The sequence below is a fragment of the Streptomyces sp. NPDC051740 genome, assembly GCF_044453165.1.
Classification (GTDB): domain Bacteria; phylum Actinomycetota; class Actinomycetes; order Streptomycetales; family Streptomycetaceae; genus Streptomyces; species Streptomyces atrovirens.
The window spans coordinates 266427-289673 of sequence record NZ_JBITCL010000005.1 but is presented as its reverse complement, the minus strand read 5'-3'; the positions used below and the strand labels follow the sequence as shown (position 1 = coordinate 289673).

General features: G+C 68.5%; 18 protein-coding genes. 10 read left to right on the top strand and 8 right to left on the bottom strand.

Translation table 11 applies throughout. The annotated features are described in order from the left end of the window. Positions 1 to 21: 21 nt before the first annotated feature. Complete coding sequence (gene dnaB, locus ACIA6T_RS11250) at positions 22 to 1500, bottom strand: replicative DNA helicase (RefSeq protein WP_073933344.1); 1479 nt, start codon at positions 1498 to 1500, stop codon at positions 22 to 24. A gap of 460 nt (positions 1501 to 1960) precedes the next feature. Here dnaB and ACIA6T_RS11245 point away from each other — a divergent pair, with 460 nt between their 5' ends. Continuing rightward, positions 1961 to 3298, top strand: coding sequence for an MATE family efflux transporter (locus ACIA6T_RS11245; protein ID WP_399446274.1), 1338 nt, complete (start codon positions 1961 to 1963; stop codon positions 3296 to 3298). 82 nt (positions 3299 to 3380) lie between these two features. On the opposite strand, the gene rplI is transcribed toward ACIA6T_RS11245, so the two are convergent. The 4 genes from rplI to rpsF all read right to left on the bottom strand — a co-directional run bounded on the left by rplI (position 3381) and on the right by rpsF (position 5094). Beyond that, entirely contained in the window at positions 3381 to 3827 is a 447-nt protein-coding gene (gene rplI / locus ACIA6T_RS11240) for a 50S ribosomal protein L9 (protein ID WP_030820148.1), read from the bottom strand. Positions 3828 to 3845: 18 nt separating this feature from the next. Beyond that, positions 3846 to 4082 (bottom strand): 30S ribosomal protein S18, encoded by a 237-nt coding sequence (gene rpsR, locus ACIA6T_RS11235; RefSeq protein ID WP_003949403.1) that lies wholly within the window; start codon positions 4080 to 4082, stop codon positions 3846 to 3848. Positions 4083 to 4124: 42 nt separating this feature from the next. Continuing rightward, positions 4125 to 4727 (bottom strand): single-stranded DNA-binding protein, encoded by a 603-nt coding sequence (locus ACIA6T_RS11230; protein WP_399446273.1) that lies wholly within the window; start codon positions 4725 to 4727, stop codon positions 4125 to 4127. A gap of 76 nt (positions 4728 to 4803) precedes the next feature. Next, the gene (rpsF, locus tag ACIA6T_RS11225) at positions 4804 to 5094 is read right to left on the bottom strand and encodes a 30S ribosomal protein S6 (RefSeq protein WP_004929252.1); all 291 of its coding nucleotides are present in this window, start codon (positions 5092 to 5094) and stop codon (positions 4804 to 4806) included. A 317-nt stretch (positions 5095 to 5411) separates the two neighbouring features. On the opposite strand from rpsF, the gene ACIA6T_RS11220 reads away from it, so the two are divergent. The 3 genes from ACIA6T_RS11220 (at position 5412) to ACIA6T_RS11210 (ending at position 8129) form a co-directional block, all read left to right on the top strand. Further along, positions 5412 to 5726, top strand: a complete 315-nt coding sequence (locus ACIA6T_RS11220) for a hypothetical protein (RefSeq protein WP_383454996.1) — start codon at positions 5412 to 5414, stop codon at positions 5724 to 5726. A gap of 166 nt (positions 5727 to 5892) precedes the next feature. Continuing rightward, a complete protein-coding gene (gene femX, locus ACIA6T_RS11215) occupies positions 5893 to 7014 on the top strand; it encodes a peptidoglycan bridge formation glycyltransferase FemX (RefSeq protein WP_344569790.1) in 1122 nt (373 codons plus the stop codon). An 83-nt stretch (positions 7015 to 7097) separates the two neighbouring features. Next, a complete protein-coding gene (locus ACIA6T_RS11210) occupies positions 7098 to 8129 on the top strand; it encodes an alanine racemase (RefSeq protein WP_030857077.1) in 1032 nt (343 codons plus the stop codon). 107 nt (positions 8130 to 8236) lie between these two features. Here the strand turns inward: ACIA6T_RS11210 and ACIA6T_RS11205 are convergent, their stop codons facing one another. Together ACIA6T_RS11205 and ACIA6T_RS11200 are read right to left on the bottom strand one after the other, a co-directional pair. Beyond that, entirely contained in the window at positions 8237 to 9745 is a 1509-nt protein-coding gene (locus ACIA6T_RS11205; RefSeq protein ID WP_399446418.1) for a glycosyltransferase family 87 protein, read from the bottom strand. Positions 9746 to 9843: 98 nt separating this feature from the next. Continuing rightward, positions 9844 to 12480 (bottom strand): transglycosylase domain-containing protein, encoded by a 2637-nt coding sequence (locus ACIA6T_RS11200; RefSeq protein WP_399446272.1) that lies wholly within the window; start codon positions 12478 to 12480, stop codon positions 9844 to 9846. 396 nt (positions 12481 to 12876) lie between these two features. Between ACIA6T_RS11200 and ACIA6T_RS11195 the strand changes: the two genes are divergently transcribed. The 4 genes from ACIA6T_RS11195 to ACIA6T_RS11180 all read left to right on the top strand — a co-directional run bounded on the left by ACIA6T_RS11195 (position 12877) and on the right by ACIA6T_RS11180 (position 16624). Further along, a complete protein-coding gene (locus ACIA6T_RS11195) occupies positions 12877 to 13560 on the top strand; it encodes a PadR family transcriptional regulator (protein WP_399446271.1) in 684 nt (227 codons plus the stop codon). 44 nt (positions 13561 to 13604) lie between these two features. Beyond that, positions 13605 to 14687: an inositol-3-phosphate synthase gene (locus ACIA6T_RS11190; RefSeq protein WP_073933338.1), complete on the top strand. Its 1083-nt coding sequence runs from the start codon at positions 13605 to 13607 to the stop codon at positions 14685 to 14687. Positions 14688 to 14765: 78 nt separating this feature from the next. Beyond that, on the top strand, positions 14766 to 16028 hold the full coding sequence (locus ACIA6T_RS11185; protein WP_399446270.1) for an MFS transporter: 1263 nt from the start codon (positions 14766 to 14768) through the stop codon (positions 16026 to 16028). A 122-nt stretch (positions 16029 to 16150) separates the two neighbouring features. After that, positions 16151 to 16624: a hypothetical protein gene (locus tag ACIA6T_RS11180; protein ID WP_399446269.1), complete on the top strand. Its 474-nt coding sequence runs from the start codon at positions 16151 to 16153 to the stop codon at positions 16622 to 16624. Positions 16625 to 16726: 102 nt separating this feature from the next. Here ACIA6T_RS11180 and ACIA6T_RS11175 read toward each other — a convergent pair whose 3' ends face one another. Then, entirely contained in the window at positions 16727 to 18193 is a 1467-nt protein-coding gene (locus tag ACIA6T_RS11175) for a CCA tRNA nucleotidyltransferase (protein ID WP_399446268.1), read from the bottom strand. Positions 18194 to 18392: 199 nt separating this feature from the next. Between ACIA6T_RS11175 and ACIA6T_RS11170 the strand changes: the two genes are divergently transcribed. Beyond that, the gene (locus tag ACIA6T_RS11170) at positions 18393 to 20759 is read left to right on the top strand and encodes a DUF6049 family protein (protein WP_399446267.1); all 2367 of its coding nucleotides are present in this window, start codon (positions 18393 to 18395) and stop codon (positions 20757 to 20759) included. Between the two features lie 44 nt (positions 20760 to 20803). Further along, complete coding sequence (murJ, locus tag ACIA6T_RS11165; RefSeq protein ID WP_399446266.1) at positions 20804 to 23116, top strand: murein biosynthesis integral membrane protein MurJ; 2313 nt, start codon at positions 20804 to 20806, stop codon at positions 23114 to 23116. The last annotated feature ends 131 nt before the right edge of the window (positions 23117 to 23247 follow it).

Sequence of the window (23247 nt, the reverse complement as noted above, 5' to 3'; positions counted from 1 at the left end):
CCTCAGTTCAGCAGGAACGGGTCAGGTCTGCGCCATGTCCACGAAGCGCGAGTAGTGGCCCTGGAAGGCGACCGTGATCGTGGCCGTCGGACCGTTTCGGTGCTTCGCCACGATCAGGTCCGCCTCACCCGCACGTGGGGACTCCTTCTCGTAGGCGTCCTCGCGGTGCAGCAGGATGACCATGTCGGCGTCCTGCTCGATGGACCCGGACTCACGCAGGTCGGAGACCATCGGCTTCTTGTCCGTGCGCTGTTCCGGGCCACGGTTGAGCTGGGAGAGCGCGATGACCGGGATCTCCAGCTCCTTGGCGAGCAGCTTGAGGTTACGGGACATGTCCGAGACCTCCTGCTGACGGCTCTCGGAGCGTTTGGAACCGCCGGACTGCATCAGCTGGAGGTAGTCGATGACGACCAGCTTCAGATCGTTGCGCTGCTTGAGGCGACGGCACTTGGCGCGGATCTCCATCATCGACAGGTTCGGGGAGTCGTCGATGTAGAGCGGTGCCGCCGAGACGTCCGGCATCCGGCGTGCCAGGCGCGTCCAGTCCTCGTCGGTCATCGTGCCGGAGCGCATGTGGTGCAGGGCGACGCGGGCCTCGGCGGACAGCAGGCGCATCGCGATCTCGTTGCGCCCCATCTCGAGCGAGAAGATGACGCTCGGCAGGTTGTTCTTGATGGACGCGGCCCGCGCGAAGTCCAGGGCGAGCGTCGACTTGCCCATCGCGGGACGCGCGGCGATGACGATCATCTGCCCCGGGTGCAGGCCGTTGGTGAGCGAGTCGAAGTCGGTGAACCCGGTGGGCACCCCGGTCATCTCACCACTGCGCGATCCGATCGCCTCGATCTCGTCGAGCGCGCCCTCCATGATGTCGCCGAGCGGCAGGTAGTCCTCGCTGGTGCGCTGCTCGGTGACCGCGTAGATCTCCGCCTGCGCGCGGTTGACGATCTCGTCGACGTCGTCGTCGGCCGCGTATCCCATCTGTGTGATGCGCGTGCCGGCCTCGACCAGGCGGCGCAGCACGGCGCGCTCGTGCACGATCTCCGCGTAGTAGGCCGCGTTGGCCGCCGTGGGGACCGTCTGGACGAGGTTGTGCAGATACGAGGCCCCGCCGACCTTGTTGATCTCACCGCGCTTGGTCAGCTCCGCGGCGATGGTGATGGGGTCGGCCGGCTCGCCCTTGGCATAGACGTCGAGGATGGCCGTGTAGATGGTCTCGTGGGCCGGCTTGTAGAAGTCGTGGCCCTTGAGGATCTCGACGACGTCGGCGATGGCGTCCTTGGACAGCAGCATGCCGCCCAGCACGGACTGCTCGGCCTCGAGGTCCTGCGGCGGCACCCTTTCGAACGCGGAGCCTCCGCCGTCCCACGCGCCGTTGTCCCGGCCGCGGTCGTGCTGCTCGTCGCGGCCCCTGCCCCGGTCCTCACGGCGACGGGAGGCGGGCAGACGATCACTGGGTCCGCTCTCGGCCCACGGGTCGTCCAAGGGCTCGGAAATGCTCACCGAGCCACCTCCTCCCGTCCGCCGGAACGGACCTCGCCGTGCCTCTCTGTTCTACGGCACGGCACTGACAAATAAGAGGCCCAACTCCAGTTGTCGCGCGCCGGATTTGTGGCGTTTCTGAAACCGGTGGACGGAGCGAGCGCCGGACCACCGTAGGCCCGTCGGCACCGTCAGCCAATCTGGTTATCCACAGGCCCTGTGGACGACTGGCCCAATGCTGTGGAGAACTCCGCGAAACCTGTGCACGAGCCGGTGGACAGCCCTGTGAACAAGCCCAAACCTTTGACATCCACAAGGCTGTGACCTGCGTTTTCATCATCCACCGGCTGTGCAGAAGAAAAAGTTGCCCAGTCGGATCAAGATCGCTTCATGCGATGTACCCAAGCCCACACCCGGAGCCACAAAGTAAGGGTCTCCAGAGCTTTGCATCTCTTACCTGTGGACGATTAGATTGGTGCACATGACACAGGCCCCCGCGCGGCCCGGAGCCGCTCGACGGCGGCATGACCGCGAAATCGTCATGCTGGCAGTCCCCGCCTTCGGCGCCCTCGTCGCCGAGCCGCTCTTCGTCATGGCGGACAGCGCCGTCGTCGGCCATCTGGGCACGGCACAGCTCGCCGGTCTCGGCGTCGCCTCGGCCCTCCTGATGACCGCCGTGAGCGTCTTCGTCTTCCTGGCCTACGCCACCACGGCCGCCGTCGCCCGGCGCGTCGGAGCCGGCGACCTGCCCTCGGCCATCCGCCAGGGCATGGACGGGATCTGGCTGGCCCTGCTCCTCGGCGCCACCGTCATGGCCGTCGTCCTGCCCACGGCACCCGCCCTCGTGGACCTCTTCGGCGCCTCCGACACGGCGGCTCCCCACGCGACCACCTATCTGCGGATCTCCACACTCGGCATACCGGCCATGCTGGTCGTGCTCGCCGCGACCGGTGTCCTGCGCGGACTGCAGAACACCAGGACACCGCTCTACGTCGCCATCGCCGGCTTCGCCGCCAACGGTGTCCTCAATGTCGCGCTGGTCTACGGCGCCGGCCTGGGCATCGCGGGCTCCGCCTGGGGCACCGTCATCGCGCAGTGCGGCATGGCCGCGGTCTACCTGACCGTGGTGCTGCGCGGAGCACGCAGGCACGGGGCGTCGCTGCGCCCGGACGCCGCCGGGATCAGGGCGTCCGCCCGGGCGGGCGTTCCCCTGCTGGTCCGGACCCTCTCGCTCCGGGCGATCCTGATGATCGCGACAGCCGTCGCCGCCCGTCTCGGTGACTCCGAGATCGCGGCCCACCAGATCATCCTCTCCCTGTGGAGCCTGCTCGCCTTCGCGCTGGACGCCATCGCCATCGCCGGGCAGGCCATCATCGGACGTTATCTGGGCGCCGGCGACGACCGGGGTGCCCGTGAGGCATGCCGCCGCATGGTCGAGTGGGGTATCGCGGTCGGTGTCGTCCTCGGTGTCCTGGTGGTGCTCGCCCGGCCGGTGTTCCTGCCCCTGTTCACCAGCGATGCCACGGTCACGGACGCGGCGCTGCCCGCCCTGGTGCTGGTGGCGCTGTCCCAGCCGATCTGCGGCGTCGTCTTCGTCCTGGACGGGGTCCTGATGGGCGCGGGCGACGGACCGTACCTGGCCTGGGCGATGCTGCTGACCCTCGCGGTGTTCACTCCCGCCGCCCTGCTGGTTCCCTCACTCGGGGGCGGACTCACCGCACTGTGGGCCACGATGACGCTCATGATGACCGTGCGGATGCTGACCCTGTGGCTCCGCACCCGGTCCGGCCGCTGGATCGTCACGGGCGCCGCACGTTGACCGTTTCACGTGGAACATGACGATGGGGGCCGCACCCCGAAGGGTGCGGCCCCCATGCTCACTGCTTCAGCGAGCGCGGCACTCAGCCGGCGACGACCTCGATGTCGACCTTGGCGGCCACCTCGGGGTGCAGACGCACGGACGTCTCGTGGGCGCCCAGCGTCTTGATCGGCGAGCCCAGCTCGATGCGGCGCTTGTCGACCTCGGGACCACCGGCGGCCTTGATCGCCGAAGCGATGTCGGCCGGGGTGACGGAACCGAAGAGACGACCGGCGTCGCCGGAGCGGACGGCCAGGCGGACCTTGACGCCCTCGAGCTGGGCCTTCACCTGGTTGGCCTGCTCGATGGTCTGGATCTCGTGGATCTTGCGAGCACGACGGATCTGCTCGACGTCCTTCTCGCCGCCCTTGGTCCAGCGGATCGCGAGCTTCCGCGGAACCAGGTAGTTGCGAGCGTAACCGTCCTTGACGTCGACGACGTCGCCCGCGGCACCGAGACCGGAGACCTCGTGGGTGAGGATGATCTTCATGAGTCGGTCACCCTTCCCTTATCGCGCGGTGGAGGTGTAGGGCAGCAGCGCCATCTCACGGCTGTTCTTGACGGCCGTGGCGACGTCACGCTGGTGCTGCGTGCAGTTGCCGGTCACGCGGCGGGCACGGATCTTGCCGCGGTCGGAAATGAACTTCCGCAGCATGTTCGTGTCCTTGTAGTCCACGTACGTGACCTTGTCCTTGCAGAATGCGCAGACCTTCTTCTTAGGCTTGCGCACAGGCGGCTTCGCCATGATGTTTCTCCTGTGTGATCAAGAAGTGTGGGTACGGCCCGCCTAGAAGGGGGGCTCGTCCGAGTAGCCGCCGCCGCTGCCGCTGGAGCCACCGCCCCAGCCGCCGCCACCACCCTGCTGGCCACCGGCGGGAGCGCCGGTCGCCCACGGGTCGTCGGCGGGAGCGCCGCCGCCCTGCTGGCCGCCGCCCTGCTGGCCACCGCCGGGGCCGCCGCCCCAGCCGCCGCCACCCTGGCCGCCACCGCCGCCGTAGCCGCCACCACCCTGCTGACCACCGCGGCCGGTGGTCTTGGTGACCTTGGCCGTGGCGTTGCGCAGGCTGGCGCCGACTTCCTCGACGTCCAGCTCGTAGACCGTGCGCTTGACGCCCTCACGGTCCTCGTAGGACCGCTGCTTCAGCCGGCCCTGCACAATGACGCGCATGCCTCGCTGGAGCGACTCGGCGACGTTCTCCGCCGCCTGACGCCAGACCGAGCAGGTCAGGAACAGGCTCTCGCCGTCCTTCCACTCGTTCGTCTGGCGGTCGAAGGTGCGGGGGGTCGACGCGACACGGAACTTCGCGACGGCCGCACCGGACGGGGTGAAGCGCAGCTCGGGGTCGTCGACAAGATTGCCGACGACCGTGATGACGGTCTCGCCTGCCATGGGGAACCTCTCGGCGGGTTTGCTGCTGGCTGCTTGTGCTGCTACTCGAGTCCCGGGATCAACTGAGCGGGAGAGCTCAGTGGGTCTCGGGGCGGAGGACCTTGGTCCGGAGGACCGACTCGTTCAGGTTCATCTGGCGGTCGAGCTCCTTGACGACCGCAGGCTCGGCCTGCAGGTCGATGACCGAGTAGATGCCCTCGGGCTTCTTCTTGATCTCGTACGAGAGACGACGACGGCCCCAGGTGTCGACCTTCTCGACCTTTCCGCCGCCGTCACGGACGACAGAGAGGAAGTTCTCGATCAGCGGGGAGACAGCGCGCTCCTCGGTGTCGGGGTCGAGGATGACCATCACCTCGTAGTGACGCATGTGGAACCCACCTCCTTTGGACTCAGCGGCCACGGTCGTTCCGTGGCAGGAGGGTCGTGATGCGTTGCCGCAACGATGCCTGTCAGTAAAACAGCCGCCACTGACAATCGAGGTCGGGCGGCGATCTCCCAGGCCGGCCGGGGCGGACCGTGGCCCTTCCTCGGCTTGCCTGGCTCTGTCCGGACAGAGACCGGTGCGGACGGTACAGAGTACCCGCACAGCGGCTTCCGGTTGAAATCCGGCCGTGGGGACAGTCAATCTGTACACATCGGGTGTGTACGGCGCTACGATCCGCCGCCTTTCGCAGGAGGTGCCCCATGGCACAGGCATTGCGACCCAACACCGCCGGAGGCCTTTTCGCCACGGACGGCAAACCCCACCCGCTCCAGGACACCCTCATGGCGGTGACCCTGGTGCTGGGCATCACGTCCTTCATCACGGCGATGTTCCACCACCTGCACCTGCTCAGTTCCTGGACCGGCCTGGTGGGGATCCTCACGGGCGCGTACGGCCAGTGGATCTCGGTGACGACCCGCGAGCGATTCGGCCTCGTCCTGGGCCTGGGTGCCGCGGCGGTCGGGTTCTTCCTGGGCATGGCGCACGGGGGCCTCTTCGGCGGTCTCTTCGACTGACGTCGGACACCCCCTCTTTCGAACATCGTCGAACGCCCCGGCCGGCGACGGGCCGGGGCGAAGGTCCCGTGCGCCCAACCGGGGCGCCCCCGAGGCGCAGTAGGCTTCGCGCGAGAGCCGGAGCCCCTGAACCCATGGGGACACACCAGCCCGAGGAGCGCCCCGAATGAGCCTGACCCTGAGGACCATCAGCCGAGAGCAGCATCTGGCCTACATCCAGAGCCTGCCGTCGGCGAGTCACATGCAGGTCCCGGCCTGGGCTGATGTCAAGGCGGAATGGCGCTCGGAGAACCTCGGCTGGTTCGACGACCGGACCGGTGAGCTGGTCGGTGCCGGTCTCGTCCTCTACCGGCAGCTTCCCAAGATCAAGCGCTACCTCGCCTATCTGCCCGAGGGCCCGGTCATCAACTGGTTCGCGCCGAATCTCCAGGAGTGGATCGAGCCGATGCTCGCCCACCTGAAGCAGCAGGGCGCGTTCTCGGTGAAGATGGGTCCGCCGGTGATCATCCGGCGCTGGGAGGCCTCGACCATCAAGAAGGGCATCCAGGACCAGGACGTGAAGCGTCTGCGCGACCTGGAGGCCGACTTCATCGAGCCCCGCGCCTTCGAGGTCGCCGACAAGCTGCGCCGCATGGGCTGGCAGCAGGGCGAGGACGGCGGCGCCGGCTTCGGGGACGTCCAGCCCCGTTACGTCTACCAGGTGCCGCTGGCCAACCGCGCCCTGGAAGATGTCCACAAGAACTTCAACCAGCTGTGGCGCCGCAACATCAAGAAGGCGGAGAAGGCCGGCGTCGAGGTCGTCCAGGGCGGTTACAACGATCTGCCCGAGTGGCAGCGGCTGTACGAGATCACGGCTGTGCGCGACCACTTCCGGCCCCGCCCGCTGTCGTACTTCCAGCGCATGTGGTCGGCCCTCAACACCGAGGACCCCAACCGCATGCGGCTGTACTTCGCCCGGCACAACGGCGTGAACCTGTCCGCGGCGACGATGCTGATCGTCGGCGGGCACGTCTGGTACTCCTACGGCGCCTCCGACAACATCGGCCGCGAGGTCCGGCCCTCGAACGCGATGCAGTGGCGGATGCTGCGCGACGCCTACGCGCTCGGCGCGACCGTCTACGACCTGCGCGGCATCTCCGACTCGCTGGACGAGACCGACCACCTCTTCGGTCTGATCCAGTTCAAGGTGGGCACCGGCGGCCAGGCCGCCGAGTACCTCGGCGAGTGGGACTTCCCGCTGAACAAGCTGCTCCACAAGGCGCTCGACATCTACATGTCGCGCCGCTGACCTCTGCTTCGCCGCTCCGGCGGCTCCATTCGCTCCCATACCTCTGATACACCGCAGCCACGAGAAAGGTTCCAGGTCCGGCCATGGCGCTCACGCTCTACGTCGACACCGCGCGCTGGCGGGCGCATCACAAGCACGTGCAGGAGCAGTTCCCGGGGCTGGTCCCGGTCTGCAAGGGCAACGGCTACGGCTTCGGCCACGAGCGGCTGGCCGAGGAGGCCACCCGGCTGGGCTCGGACGTCCTCGCCGTCGGCACGACGTACGAGGCCGCCCGGATCAAGGACTGGTTCGGCGGCGACCTGCTGGTGCTGACGCCGTACCGGCGCGGTGAGGAGCCGGTGCCGCTGCCCGACCGGGTCATCCGCTCGGTGTCGTCCGTCGACGGCGTGTACGGCCTGGTCGGCGCCCGGGTGGTCATCGAGGTGATGTCCTCGATGAAGCGGCACGGAATCAGCGAGCAGGACCTGCCCCAGCTGCACTCCGCGATAGAGAACGTCCGGCTGGAGGGCTTCGCCATCCATCTGCCGCTGGACCGCACCGACGGCTCGGACGCCGTCGAGGAGGTCATCGGCTGGATGGACCGCCTGCGGGCGGCCCGCCTCCCGCTGCACACCATGTTCGTGAGCCATCTCAAGGCCGACGACCTCGCCCGGCTGCAGCAGCAGTTCCCGCAGACCCGCTTCCGCGCCCGGATCGGCACCCGGCTCTGGCTGGGGGACCACGAGGCCACCGAGTACCGGGGCGCCGTCCTGGACGTCACGCGCGTCGCCAAGGGCGACCGGTTCGGCTACCGGCAGCAGAAGGCCGCCTCCGACGGCTATCTGGTGGTCGTGGCGGGCGGTACGTCGCATGGAGTGGGCCTGGAGGCCCCCAAGGCCCTGCACGGGGTCATGCCGCGGGCCAAGGGCGTCGCCCGCGCCGGCCTCGCCACGGTCAACCGCAACCTCTCGCCGTTCGTCTGGGGCGGCAAGCAGCGCTGGTTCGCCGAGCCGCCGCACATGCAGGTGTCGATCCTGTTCGTGCCCGCGGACGCGCCGGAACCGACGGTGGGCGAGGAGCTGGTGGCCCATCTGCGGCACACCACCACGCAGTTCGACCGGCTCGTCGACCGCTGACAGCGAGAAGGCCGTACACGCACTGACAGCGGGAAAGGCCGTACACGGGAGAACCGTGTACGGCCTTTCTCACGTCCTGAGGGGGCGTCACCCTCCGGTTTGTTCGCTCAAAGCGAACCGCCAGTGGTTTCCGTCCTGCCCCACTCGACCGGTGGCCCCTCGAAGTGGGCCGCGTGACGAGCGGGACGGGCCGCCGGCCCGAGCACGAACACGTCCTCGGCCCCGTCCAGCACCCCGCCCGAGGGGTCGTCGTCACCGGACCGGCGCACCGGGTCCCGCTCCGGCATCAGGATGTCGCGCAGGACCATGGCACACAGGTAGAGCGTCCCCAGCAGATGCACACCGATCGCCCAGTGGTAGCCGTCGGTGGGCAGTCCCTTGTGGGCGTCCCCACTGGTCGTGTAGGCGAGGTACATCCAGATGCCCAGGAAGTACGCCACCTCACAGGCCTGCCAGACGAGGAAGTCCCGCCACTTCGGCCGGGCGAGGGCCGCCAGCGGCACCAGCCACAGGACGTACTGCGGCGAGTAGACCTTGTTGGTGAGGATGAACGCCGCGACGATCAGGAAGGCGAGCTGGGCGAAACGCGGCCGGCGGGGGGCCGTGAGCACGAGGGCCGCGACGCCCACGCAGCACAGCAGCATCAGCGCCGTGGCGAGCGTGTTGACCGTGTCGGTGCTCAGCGGGTCGTCCGAGTTCTGCGCCAGGATCAGCCAGAAGGAACCGAAGTCGACACCTCGCTCCTGGCTGAACGTGTAGAACTTCGACCAGCCGTCGAACGCGAAGAGCATCACGGGCCCGTTCACGACGAGCCAGGCGACGGCCGCGCCGCCCAGGGCCGTGCCGTACGCCCGCCATCGTCCCGCACGCCAGCACAGCACCAGCAGCGGCCCGAGGAGCAGCACGGGGTAGAGCTTGGCGGCCGTGGCGAGTCCGAGGAGGACACCGAAGGCGAGGGAGCGCCCCCGCGACCACATCAGCATCGCGGCGGCCGTCAGAGCGATCGCCAGCAGGTCCCAGTTGATGGTCGCGGTCAGCGCGAAGGCCGGTGCCAGGGCGACCAGCAGGCCGTCCCAGGGCCGCCGCGCGTGCGTACGGGTCACGCAGACGACGATGACGGCCGCGCACGCCATGAGCATCCCGGCGTTGACCATCCAGTACCACTGCTCCTGGTCCTGGATGCTGCCGCTGCCGGGGGTGAGCCAGGCGGCGACCTCCATGAACAGGCCGGTCAGCACCGGGTACTCGAGGTACTCCATGTCCCCGGGAAGCCTGTCGAAGTACGGCACCAGCCCGTCGGCGAAGCCGCGCCCCTGGTAGAGGTGCGGGATGTCCGAGTAACACGCATGCGTGTACTGGGAGCTGGCGCCGAAGAACCAGGCGCCGTTGTAGCAGGGTGCCTTCTGCACCAGGCCGAGGGCGAACATGCCGATCGCCACGAGCGCGATCACTCGCACCGGGGTCCACCAGGAGGTCCCGGTCAGAGCACGCCGTCCGAGCGGACCGCCGATCAGCTCGCTGCCGGCCGCGGCGACCCGGTCCTCCTCGGTCGGCCGCACCGGTTCCGGCTCGTGGACGCTCGCTTGCGTCGATTCTCCACTGGGCATGCCGCACATCCTGCCGTACATGGCTGGGGATACGCCGAGGGCCGCCGCACCCGGAGGTGCGGCGGCCCATGTTTCACGTGAAACACCCAAGCCGGGCGATAGGCCGGCTAACCGGCCGGGCCTCCAAAGAGACTGCCTCCGTTGCCGTTGCCTCTGCTGCTTCCGGTGTCACTGCTTGCCGTGGGATCCGGCGAGCTGGTCGCCCCTCCGTCCGTGCCGCCGTTGTCCGTACCACCGTTGTCCGTTCCGCCCGTTTCCTCCTCACCGTCGCCTTCACAGTTGAAGTCGAACGGCCCGCACGTGGCGGTGTTGGCCGGCGGCGACGGTGTGACCTCGGTCTGCGTGGGCGACACAGGCGCCGTCGGCGTCTCCTTCTCCTCTTCTTCCTCGGTCTCCGTGGCGGTCGGAGTGGGAGACGGCGCTCCGATCCCGTCCGCGACCTCGCCGATCTTCTCGGCCTTGGGGAATCCGGGGTCGTCCTCGCCCTTCAGCGCGACCTTCATGTACTCGGTCCAGATCTGCGTGGGAACGTCACCACCGTGGATGGAGTCCTCACCCGCCGTGCCGTTCATGGAGAGCAGCTTGTGGTCCTTGGGGTCCTCGCGGAACATCCCGACCGAGGTCGCGAGCTGCTGGGTGTAGCCGACCCACCACGCGGACTTGTTCTTGTCGGTCGTACCCGTCTTGCCGGCCGCTGCACGCCCCAGCTCCTGCGCCTTGTAACCGGTACCGTTCTCGATCACGTTCTCGAGGATGTCGGTGATGTTGTTCGCCACGTTCTCCGGCATCGCCTGCGTGACCCGCGGCTTCTCGAAGCCGGGCAGTTCCGACCCCTTGTGCTTGACGGCGGTCACCGAGTACGGGTCGGCCTGCTTGCCGGATGCGGCGAAGGTCGCGTAGGAGTCGGCCATCCGGATCGCACTGGGGGTCGACGTACCCAGGGCGAACGACGCGTTGAGGTCGGCGAAGCTGTCCTTCAGGATGCCGGACTTCTCGGCGACGTCCGCCACGTTCTTCATCCCCACGTCCATGCCGAGCTGCACGAAGGGGGTGTTGACGGACTGCTCCATCGCCTTGCGCAGGGTGATGTAACCCCACGGGTAGTCGCTCTCGTTCTCCTGGTAGAAGGGCGTGTTGTCCTTCTTGAGGACGAGGGAGCCGTCGTTGTTCTTGATCTGCAGGTGGTCGTCGCCGTTGTACTTGCTGAGCGGCGAGACGCCCATGCCGTCCGTCTTGTAGGTGCCGTGCTCCATCGCGGCGGCCAGCACGAACGGCTTCCACGTCGAGCCGACGGGGACGCCCGAGGTGTCCGCGTTGTTGTTGAAGTGACCGTTCTCGAAGCCGGCACCGCCGTAGAGAGCGACGATCGCGCCGTCGTTGGGCTTCACCGAGGCCGCGCCGAACTGGACGTGCTGGTCCTCGTCGCGCTTCTTCGGGTCGATCTTCTCCTTCTCGACCTTCTTCACGGCCTTGGCCAGTGCGTCGACCTTGTCCTTCTCGAAGGTCGTGTAGATCTGGTAGCCGCCCTGGTCGAACTGCGCCTCCGTGACGTCGGAGTTCTTCAGGACGTAGCGCTTCGCCGTGTCGACGAGATAGCTGACCTGGCCGGTCATGCCCTTGACCGCCTTGCGGCCCTGGGGCTCGGGGTACTTCTTGGTCGCCTCCTGGTACTTGGCGTCCGAGAGGTGCTCGTCCGCGTGCATCTGCTCGAGGATCCAGCCCCAGCGCTCCTCGGACCGCTCACGGTTCTTCTCGGCGGTGGCGGAGGAGTCGAGGTTCGTGTTGCCCGCGGGGTCGTAGTACGTCGGTCCCTTGAGCAGGGCGGCGAGGAAGGCGCACTCGCTGGGCGTGAGATCGACCGCGTCCTTGCCGTAGTAGGTCTGGGCGGCGGCCTGGATGCCGTAGGCGCCACGACCGTAGTACGAGGTGTTCAGGTAGCCCTGGAGGATCTCGGCCTTGGAGAGCTTCGTGCCCACCTTGATCGAGATGAACATCTCCTTGAACTTCCGGGAGATCGTCTGGTCCTGGCTCAGGTAGGTGTTCTTCACGAACTGCTGGGTGATCGTCGAACCACCCTGGGTGTCACCGCCCGTGGCCATGTTGCCGAGCGCCCGGGCGATGCCCATGGGGTCGATGCCCGAGTCCTCGTAGAAGCTCTTGTTCTCGGCCGAGATCACCGCCCACTGCATGGCCTCGGGGATGCGGTCGATCGTGACGTTCTGCCGGTTCTGGCCACTGCCGGTGGCGACCATCTGGCTACCGTCGGCCCAGTAGTACACGTTGTTCTCGGACAACGCCATGGCGTTCTCCTCGCTGGGCACGCTCACCATCGCGTACCCGATCCCCGCCACGGCGACCAGGCTGCCGAAGAACGCGATGCACAGGCCGGACACGAGCTTCCAGGACGGCGTCCAGCGGCGCCAGCCGTCCTTGTCGAAGCGCGGATAGTCGATGATCCGTTTCTTTCCGGGAGGGGCCGAACGCCCCCCGCCCCGGCCGGGGCCGGCGGCACCGGCACGGCGGCCCCCGCCTCTCTGTGCCGCGCGTCGCGCCTCGGCGCGGCTGCCGTACGTATGCTCCTCACCCCCCGGGCCATGGGAGCCCGACCCATAGGAATCGGACGGAGACCCGGTGGCGCCTCGCGGTGCCGCGCGGCGGCCGGAGGACGAGCCGGACTGGCCGCGTCGGGCCGCGGCACGTCCGCCTCCCTGCGGCTGCGGCGGTTTGCGACGGTGCTCGCTCATCGAACGACTACTCCTCGGGCAGGCGCACCCTTGCGCGCCTGGAAACGGCGGCTGGTTTCCGGTCCCCCCGAAGTACGGATGCGGTGCTTCCCGCATTCACCCGTACCGCACCGGGGAGCAAGACGTCCCCAAGCGTCACTCGGTTCCCGGTGGTGTGCATGGCGCACAGACTACGCACCACCAAAACCCACCGAGCACAGAAGTTCACCTCAAATCAGGCAACTTGCTCCCTATCAATCAGCGATGTGATCCCGTTCACTTCTCTCCCCCTTGTCGCATCCGGAAGGCCGTTCTATCGTCGTGATGTATCGAGTCGATACATCAGCTCGACATAAAGGCGGCGACGAGCCGCACACGAGCCCGTCACGGCACGACCGCGGCAGAGAGGAGGCGACGATGAGCCGGCGTTCCGGGATCCTCGAGTTCGCCGTACTCGGCCTGCTCCGCGAATCTCCGATGCACGGCTATGAGCTGCGCAAACGACTCAATACGTCACTGGGTGTGTTCCGTGCGTTCAGCTACGGGACGCTCTACCCCTGCCTCAAGACGCTGCTCGCCAACGGCTGGTTGATCGAGGAACCGGGGAACACCACCGAGGACGCCCTCGCCGCTCCGCTCGCGGGGCGCCGCGCCAAGATCGTCTACCGGTTGACGGCGGAGGGTAAGGAGCACTTCGAGCAGCTGCTCTCCCAGACGGGGCCGGACGCGTACGAGGACGAGACCTTCGCCGCGCGGTTCGCCTTCTTCGGGCAGACGTCGCGCGACGTGCGCATGCGCGTGCTCGAGGGCCGCCGCAGCCGGCTGGAGGAGCGCCTCGAGAAGATGCGCGCCTCCCTGGCCCGGACCCGGGAGCGCCTCGACGACTACACGCTCGAGCTCCAGCGCCACGGGATGGAGTCCGTGGAGCGCGAAGTGCGCTGGCTGAACGAGCTCATCGAGAGCGAGCGGGCCGGGCGGGACCTGAAGGGGTCCGCCGCCGGGGCGCCCGCTCAGCAGGACACCACATCTGGAGCGACGGGCGGCCTGCCCCGGACCGGGGACGACCCCCGGCCGGATACGCCCGACGACACCGCCACGTGAGACCCGCTGAAGGGCCTCACTCGTACACACAGGGAGCAACCGGAATGGGTTCGGTTCGCGTAGCCATCGTCGGCGTGGGCAACTGCGCCGCATCGCTGGTGCAGGGCGTCGAGTACTACAAGGACGCCGACCCGGCGTCCAAGGTCCCGGGCCTGATGCACGTCCAGTTCGGCGACTACCACGTCCGTGACATCGAGTTCGTCGCCGCCTTCGACGTGGACGCCAAGAAGGTCGGCCTGGACCTCGCGGACGCCATCGGCGCCTCCGAGAACAACACCATCAAGATCTGCGACGTGCCGAACAGCGGCGTCCAGGTCCAGCGCGGCCACACCCTCGACGGTCTCGGCAAGTACTACCGGGAGACCATCGAGGAGTCCGCCGAGGCCCCGGTCGACGTCGTCCAGGTCCTCAAGGACAAGCAGGTCGACGTCCTCGTCTGCTACCTGCCCGTCGGTTCCGAGGACGCGGCGAAGTTCTACGCCCAGTGCGCCATCGACGCCAAGGTCGCCTTCGTCAACGCCCTCCCGGTCTTCATCGCCGGTACCAAGGAGTGGGCGGACAAGTTCACCGAGGCGGGCGTCCCGATCGTCGGTGACGACATCAAGTCCCAGGTCGGCGCCACCATCACGCACCGCGTGATGGCGAAGCTGTTCGAGGACCGCGGTGTCGTCCTGGACCGCACGATGCAGCTGAACGTCGGCGGCAACATGGACTTCAAGAACATGCTCGAGCGCGACCGCCTCGAGTCCAAGAAGATCTCCAAGACGCAGGCCGTCACCTCGCAGATCCCCGACCGGGACCTCGGCGAGAAGAACGTCCACATCGGCCCGTCCGACTACGTGGCCTGGCTGGACGACCGCAAGTGGGCCTACGTCCGCCTGGAGGGTCGCGCGTTCGGTGACGTCCCGCTGAACCTGGAGTACAAGCTCGAGGTCTGGGACTCCCCGAACTCCGCCGGTGTCATCATCGACGCCCTGCGCGCCGCGAAGATCGCCAAGGACCGGGGCATCGGCGGCCCGATCCTCTCGGCGTCCTCGTACTTCATGAAGTCCCCGCCGGTGCAGTACTTCGACGACGAGGCCCGCGCGAACGTCGAGAAGTTCATCCAGGGCGAGGTCGAGCGCTAAGACCTCCCCACTGTGGGCAGTTGAGGGTCTCCGGGTCGCATGGCCCGGAGACCCTCTCCGTATGTGAGGCTGTGCCCCATGGCCGTCGTCCGTGACCTGCGCGTCCTGCTGCGCCTCCAGGGCTTCAGGCGCCTGCTCGCCGTCCGGCTGCTCTCCCAGGGCGCCGACGGCGTCTTCCAGGTCGCGCTCGCCGCCTACGTGGTCTTCTCCCCCGAGAAACAGACGTCGGCCACGGCGATCGCCTCCGCGATGGCGGTCCTGCTCCTCCCGTACTCCGTGGTCGGCCCCTTCGCGGGAGTCCTCCTGGACCGCTGGCGCCGCCGCCAGGTCTTCCTGTACGGCAACCTGCTGCGCGCCCTGATGGCCTCGGTGACCGCTCTCCTGATCCTCGTCCAGGTGCCCGACTGGCTCCTCTTCGTCGCCGCCCTGTGCGTCACCGGCGTCAACCGCTTCATCCTCGCCGGGCTGTCCGCCGCACTGCCGCGCGTGGTGGACAGCGAGCGGCTGGTCGTCGCCAACTCCCTGTCCCCGACCGCCGGGACGCTCGCCGCGACCGCGGGCGGCGGTCTCGCCTTCGTCGTCCGTCTGGTCGTCGCCGACTCCGACGCGGCCGTGGTGCTCGTGGGCGCCGCGCTGTACCTGTGCGCGGCCGTGGCATCGCTGCGCATGGCGAAGGAACTGCTCGGTCCCGACCGGGCGCTGGTACGTCCCCGGCTGGCCACGGCACTCACCGGAACCGCTCGTGACCTGGTGGCGGGCGTACGGCACCTCGCCGCGCCCCGGCGCAGGGAGGCCGCCTGGGCGCTCACGGCGATGTCGCTCATGCGGTTCTGCTACGGCGCGATGCTCGTCATGCTGCTGATGCTCTGCCGGTACGCCCTGACGTCGACCACCGACGAGGGACTCGCCCTGCTGGGGCTGGTGTTGGGCGTGTCCGGGGCCGGCTTCTTCGCCGCGGCCGTCCTCACGCCCTGGGCCGCGGGGCGGCTCGGCCCCGGCCGCTGGATCATGGTGTGTGCCGCGGCGGCGGCCGTGCTGGAGCCGTTGCTCGGTCTGCCCTTCGCCTCCGGCCCTCTGCTGGCCGGGGCGTTCGTCCTGGGTCTGACCACCCAGGGCGCGAAGATCGCCACGGACACCATCGTCCAGGCCTGTGTCGACGACGACTTCCGCGGCCGGATCTTCTCCGTGTACGACGTCCTGTTCAACGTGGCCTTCGTCGGCGCCGCGGGAGTGGCCGCCCTGATGCTCCCGCCGGACGGCCGATCTGTCCCGCTGGTGGTAACGATCGCCGTTATCTACGGAGCAGTAGCTGTGACTATGGCCCGTTTTGAGCATCAGTAAGTGTCACATCAACGCCACAGAGCCTTATTGGGCTACGGAGTTGTCAGTGCGGGCCGGTAGCTTACGTGCGTCTTATCAACGCGTCTTTCGCGCCACGCACCCATGTTCTAGGGGGACCCCAAGTGACCACTCCGCCGCCCCAGGGCAATCCATTCGCACAGGGCCAGCAGCAGCCCCACGGCCAGCCCCAGAGCCCGGCCACCTTCCCGCAGCAGGCGGGCCAGCCCGGGTTCCCCCCGCCGGGTGCGCCGGTCCCGCCGCCCGCCCCCTCCGGGCGCTTCAACAAGAAGGTGCTGCGCATCGTCGGCTTCATCGTCATCGCGGTACTCATCGGCGTGGGCAAGTGGTTCTTCGGACAGAGCGACGCCGAGACCACGTCCGTGGGCAGCTGCATGCACAACGAGGGCACGCAGATCAGCCCGGACCTCAAGACGGTGGACTGCTCTTCGAGCGATGCCCAGTACAAGGTCGTCGAGAAGTTCGACAACACCAGCGACGACTCGAAGTGCGAGGCCGTCAAGGAAGCGACGATCTCCTACTACCAGACGGGCGACAGCAGCCACAACGTGGTCCTCTGCCTCAAGGAAGTGAAGTAACACTTCCACGCAGACTCGAAGGGCGGTGTTTCACGTGAAACACCGCCCTCGTCATGTCAGCGGGGTCATGTTTCACGTGAAACATGACCTCGTTCCACGCTCTCAGCCCTGCTGCCCGGCCCACCACTCCTTGAGTGCCGCCACCGCCGCGCCGTACTCCATCGGACCGTTCTCCAGACGGAGCTCCAGCAGGTGCTTGTACGCCTGACCGACAGCCGGGCCCGGCTTGACGCCGAGGATCTCCATGATCTGGTTGCCGTCGAGGTCCGGACGGATGGCGTCCAGCTCCTCCTGCTCCTGGAGCTGGGCGATCCGCTCCTCCAGGCCGTCGTACGCACGCGAGAGCGCCGAGGCCTTGCGCTTGTTGCGGGTCGTGCAGTCCGAACGGGTCAACTTGTGGAGCCGGCCGAGGAGCGGTCCGGCGTCACGGACATAGCGACGCACGGCGGAGTCCGTCCACTCTCCCGTGCCGTAGCCGTGGAAGCGCAGATGGAGTTCGACGAGACGCGAGACGTCCTTCACCAGCTCGTTGGAGTACTTGAGCGCCGTCATGCGCTTCTTGGTCATCTTCGCCCCGACCACCTCGTGGTGGTGGAACGAGACGCGGCCGTCCTTCTCGAAGCGGCGCGTGCGCGGCTTGCCGATGTCGTGCAGCAGGGCCGCCAGACGAAGGGTCAGGTCGGGGCCGTCCTCCTCCAGGGCCATCGCCTGCTCCAGGACGATCAGCGTGTGGTCGTAGACGTCCTTGTGTCGGTGGTGCTCGTCCCGTTCCAGGTGCAGGGCCGGCAGCTCGGGCAGCACGCATTCGGCGATCCCGGTGTCCACGAGCAGGGACAGGCCCTTGCGCGGGTGCGTGGAGAGGATCAGCTTGTTCAGCTCGTCCCGTACGCGCTCGGCGGAGACGATCTCGATGCGTCCGGCCATCTCCTTCATCGCCGTGACGACCTCGGGTGCCACCTCGAAGTCGAGCTGGGCGGCGAAACGGGCGGCCCGCATCATCCGCAGCGGATCATCCGAGAAGGACTCCTCGGGCGTACCCGGGGTGCGCAGCACCCGCGCGGCCAGATCGGCGCGACCACCGTGCGGATCGATGAACCGCTTCTCCGGCAGCGCGACGGCCATCGCGTTCACCGTGAAGTCACGGCGGACCAGGTCCTCCTCGATGGAGTCGCCGTACGACACCTCCGGCTTGCGCGAGGTGCGGTCGTACGCTTCCGAGCGATAGGTGGTCACCTCGATCTGGAAGCTTCGGCCGGCGTCCCCGACACGGGCTTCCTTCTGTGCGCCGACCGTGCCGAAGGCGATCCCGACGTCCCAGACGGCGTCCGCCCAGGGGCGCATGATCTTCAGTACGTCCTGTGGGCGGGCGTCGGTCGTGAAGTCCAGATCGTTGCCGAGACGGCCGAGCAGCGTGTCCCGCACCGAGCCGCCCACCAGGGCGAGTGAGAACCCGGCCTCCTGGAAGCGGCGGGCGAGGTCGTCGGCGACAGGGGCGACCCGCAGCAGTTCACTCACGGCGCGGTCCTGCGCCTGGCTCAGGGCACTGGTTTCTTCGTTGGCGTTCGGCACAACAGAAGAGGGTACGTGGCCCGAACCGCCGAAGGCTCCCCCAATAACGCGCGCACGGACACCCCCGCCGATACACGGACAAGCTCACGCCCCACGATCTTGTGGACCGGTCCGCGGCACTTCCTCCCAGCGCGCATCGTTACCATGCCTGGACGCACATTCCGACGAACACTGACGAAGACGAGGGACGGGCGAGCGCGTGGCCGAGGCGGCAGACTTCCAGGGGACGAGTCCCTCACCTGCCCGCCGCTGGCTGCGGCGCACCGGAGCCCTGCTCACCGGAGTGCCCCTGCTGACGGGGCTCGTCCAGCTGCCCTCCGCGGACGCCGCGGGTGCGGACGCGGCGCAGGCCGTCTCCGGTGCGGGCTCGGTATCCGTCTCGGTCGACACCCTCACCCCCTCCGCCCCCACCGAGGACGACACCGTCACCGTGTCCGGAACGGTGACCAACAAGGGCAAGCAGACCGTCACCGACGCCCATGTGGGGCTGCGTGTGGGACCGCTGCTGAACACCCGCTCGGGTATCGACAGCCTCGCCAAGAACAGCACCGACGTGCAGAGCGCCCTCGGCCCGGAGGTCGACGACAAGTACTCCGAGGAGTTCGCCAAGCTCACTCCGGGTATCTCCCAGCCCTTCACCCTCTCGGTACCGGTGAACAAGCTGGATCTCGGACAGGACGGCGTCTACCAGCTGGCCGTGACGCTCTCCGGACAGACCTCCGCGCAGCAGTGGGAGCAGATCCTCGGCGTCCAGCGGACATTCCTGCCGTGGCAGCCCGACGACGCCGGCACGAAAACGAAGACGACGTTCATGTGGCCGTTGGTCTCCACCGCCCACATGACGGCGGAGACGCGTTCGGACGAGCAGCAGACGCCGGTCTTCCATGACGACGACCTGGCCAAGGAGATCTCCCCGGGCGGCCGGCTGGACCGGATGGTGGCACTGGGCAAGGACCTCGACGTGACCTGGGTGATCGATCCGGACCTGCTGGCGTCCGTCGAGGCGATGACCGACCGTTACGAGGTCCCCGGCGAGGGTGACGACACCGTCGTCGGCACCCACCAGGAGGTCGCCAAGCACTGGCTCACCCAGGTGCAGGAGGCCGTGGCGGACAAGGAGGTCGTCGCGTTGCCGTTCGGCGACCCCGACCTGGCCTCCCTCGCCCACAACGGCACCTCCGTCAGTGGCTCGCTGAGCCACCTCAAGGAAGCCACCGACGTCGCCTCCAGCACCGTTGAAGCGATCCTCCACGTCAAGCCCAGCACGGACTTCGCCTGGCCCGTCGACGGCGCCGTCGACCCCTCCATCATCAAGGTCGCCACATCCGCCGGAGCCGACAAGGTGATCGCCCGCAGCGACACCTTCGAGGAGACCGACGGCCTGTCGTACACGCCCTCCGCGCCCCGGCCCATCGGCGGCGGCACCACGGCCGTCGTCGCGGACGCGCGGCTGTCCACGGCGTTCCGGGGCGACATGACCAAGGCCTCCACCTCCACGCTCGCGGTGCAGCGGTTCCTGGCCCAGAGCCTGACCCTCGGCCTGCAGACGGGGAAGCGGCGCAACGTCGTCGTCGCGCCGCAGCGCACGCCGTCCGCAAGCCAGGCCCAGACGATGGCCGAGGCGCTCACGATCCTCCAGGACGGCACCTGGTCCGAGTCCCAGGGCCTCATGGCTGCCGCCAAGGCCCAGCCGGACCCCGCCGCCACCACCAAGGTCCCCCCGGCCTCCGCGTATCCCTCTTCCTTGCGCAAGCACGAGCTGCCACGGACGACGTTCGAGCAGATCGCCAGGACCCAGGCCAAGCTCGACAAGTTCAAGGTGATCCTCTCCGACCAGTCCCGGGTGGTGACCCCGTTCGGGCGCGCCTTGAACCGGGAGATGTCCGTGTCCTGGCGGGGCCGGCAGTCGGAGGCCGCGATCTACCGGAGCGGTGTCGAGGCCTACCTCGACACGCTCCTCGGCCAGGTCAGACTGATCGACAAGTCGGAGACGAAACTCTCCGGCCGCAGTGCCACCATCCCCGTGACGGTGCAGAACAACCTGGTACAGGGCGTCGAGCACCTGGTGCTGCGCCTCACCTCGACCAATCCGACCCGTCTCGAGATCGACGGGGGCGCCTACGCGGAGCAGCGCGTCGCGGTCTCCGGCGGCCACAGCCAGTCGGTGAAGTTCACCACGTCCGCCAACGCCAACGGACGGGCGACGGTGGTCGCCCAGCTGTACACGCAGGACGGCCAGAAGTACGGCGAGCCCGTCACGTTCGACGTGAAGGTCACCGAGATCACCGCCACGGTGATGCTGGTCATCGGCGGTGGCGTGCTGCTGCTCGTCCTCGCCGGCTTCCGGATGTACACCCAGCGCAAGCGGGCCGCGGCCCGCGAGGCCCGGGAGCGGGACCACGAGGCGGACGAGGACGCCGACGACCCGCAGAACCCGGAAACCGCCGGAGAGCGTCTCACTCAGGACTCCGGGACGGACGGCCCGGAGCAGCCGAGTGACCCGGTACCGGACACCGCACCGGAGAACGCCGACCCGTCCGGCACGGGTGAGAGAGTGGACCGTTGAGGATGTCGTGGCCGGTGGGCCCGGGACGATGAGGTGGGGTAACCATGAACGCGCCGTACGACGGTGACCGCGGCCATGCCGCGGGCAACTCGGGCTATCCCGAGTCGGACCCCCCGCAGGGTCCGCCGCCCGGGCACGACCAGGTGCCGCAGCCGCCCGCCGACCCGTACCTCCAGGACGCCTACGACCAGGATCCCTACCGGGCACAGGACCTCACCGCCCAGGACCCGGTCGCCGAGGCGCTCTATGACCGCGCCGCACACCCGCCGCCCCCTCCCGGCGCCTACCCCCCTCAGCAGCCGCTGTACGGGCAGCCGCCCCAGTCTCCGTACGCTCCCGACCCGCGGGTGTGGGCCCGGCCCCCCGCGCCGGAACCGGACGGACCGACGCAGTACCTGCCGTACGGCGACGACCCGCGCACCACGCAGTTCGTGGGCGTGGACGATCTGGTCGGCCAGACCGGCGACCAGCGCCAGGAGCCGGACGCCTTCGCCCATCTCTTCCGCGACCAGCAGCAGAGCGGCGCCTTCCCCGACCAGCAACAGGGTGGCGGGTACCCCCAGCAATACGGCGGCGGACACCCGGGCCACCCACCGGTGAACAGCGGGCAGCCCTACGCGCCGGTGCCGGGACCGGCGTCGTCGACGCCCGGCCACTACGCGGGCGCCACGCCGCCCCCCGTCGCCGAGGCTCCCGCACCTGAACCGGCTCCCGCCCCGAAGAAGGGCGGCCGGGCCGGGGGACTGCTGAAGTCGAGCGCCGTGATGGCGGCGGGCACGATGGTGTCCCGCCTCACGGGGTTCATCCGGTCCGCGATGATCGTCTCGGCGCTCGGCCTCGCCCTGCTGGGCGAGTCGTTCCAGATCGCCTACCAGCTGCCGACGATGATCTACATCCTGACCGTCGGCGGCGGCCTCAACTCCGTCTTCGTGCCGCAACTCGTGCGAGCCATGAAGGAGGACGAGGACGGCGGCGAGGCCTACGCCAACCGCCTGCTGACGCTGGTGATGGTGGCCCTGGCCGCGCTCACCGCCCTCGCGTGGCTGGCCGCCCCACTCCTGGTGCGCGCGCTGTCTGTCCCGGTCGCCACCGACCCCGCGGCCAACGACGTCGCCGTCACCTTCACCCGTTACTTCCTGCCCTCGATCTTCTTCATGGGCGTTCACGTGGTGATGGGTCAGATCCTCAACGTGCGCGGCCGGTTCGGCGCGATGATGTGGACCCCGGTCCTGAACAACATCGTCATCATCGTCACCCTCGGCACCTTCATCTGGGTCTACGGCACCGCCGCAGACTCGAAGATGGAGGTCACGAACATCCCGCCGGAGGGTATGCGACTGCTGGGTGTCGGCGTTCTCCTCGGCCTCGTCGTCCAGGCCCTGGCGATGATCCCGTACCTGCGCGAGACCGGGTTCCGTATCCGCCTGCGCTTCGACTGGAAGGGCCACGGCCTCGGCAAGGCGGCGATGCTCGCCAAGTGGACCATCCTGTTCGTCCTCGCCAACCAGGCGGGCGCGCTGGTCGTCACCCAGCTGGCGACCGCGTCGGTGAAGGACACGGACATCGCGGGAACGGGCTTCAGCGCCTACTCCAACGCCCAGCTGATCTGGGGCCTGCCCCAGGCCATCATCACCGTCTCCCTGATGGCCGCCCTGCTGCCCCGTATCTCTCGCTCGGCGGCCGAGGACGACGGCGGTGCCATCCGGGACGACATCTCCCAGGGCCTGCGCACCACGGCCGTCGCGATCGTGCCGATCGCCTTCGGCTTCGTCTCGCTCGGCATCCCGATGTGCACGCTGATGTTCGGTTCCTCGGGTACCGAAGCGGCCACCAACATGGGCTACATGCTGATGGCCTTCGGCCTCGGCCTGATCCCCTATTCGGTGCAGTACGTCGTCCTGCGGGCCTTCTACGCGTACGAGGACACCCGAACCCCCTTCTACAACACGGTCATCGTGGCCGCGGGCAACGCGATCGCCTCGGGCATCTGCTACATCGTGCTCCCGGCCCGCTGGGCCGTGGTCGGCATGGCCGCCTCCTACGGCCTGGCCTACGTGATCGGTGTCGGCGTCGCCTGGCGCCGGCTGCGCAAGCGGCTGGGCGGGGACCTGGACGGCGCCCGGGTGCTGCGGACCTACGCCCGGCTGTGCATCGCCTCCGTTCCCGCCGCGCTGCTCAGCGGCGCGGCCTGCTACGGGGTCGTGCAGACGCTCGGCCAGGGCGTCCTGGGCTCGCTCGCGGCGCTGCTGGCCGGCGGGGCCGTACTGTTCGGAGTCTTCTTCGTGGCCGCCCGCCGGATGCGGATCGAGGAAGTCAACTCGCTGGTCGGTATGGTGCGCGGACGCCTTGGACGCTGAGCCAGGGGGTAGGCGCACAACCATCGTCGGCCACTGTGTGTCGTGCATAGCGGCGGACTGTGGGCACAATTGGTCTCGGCGTCGAACGGCGCGCGACGGACGCCGGCCGACGCGCATGGGATGGGGAGGCA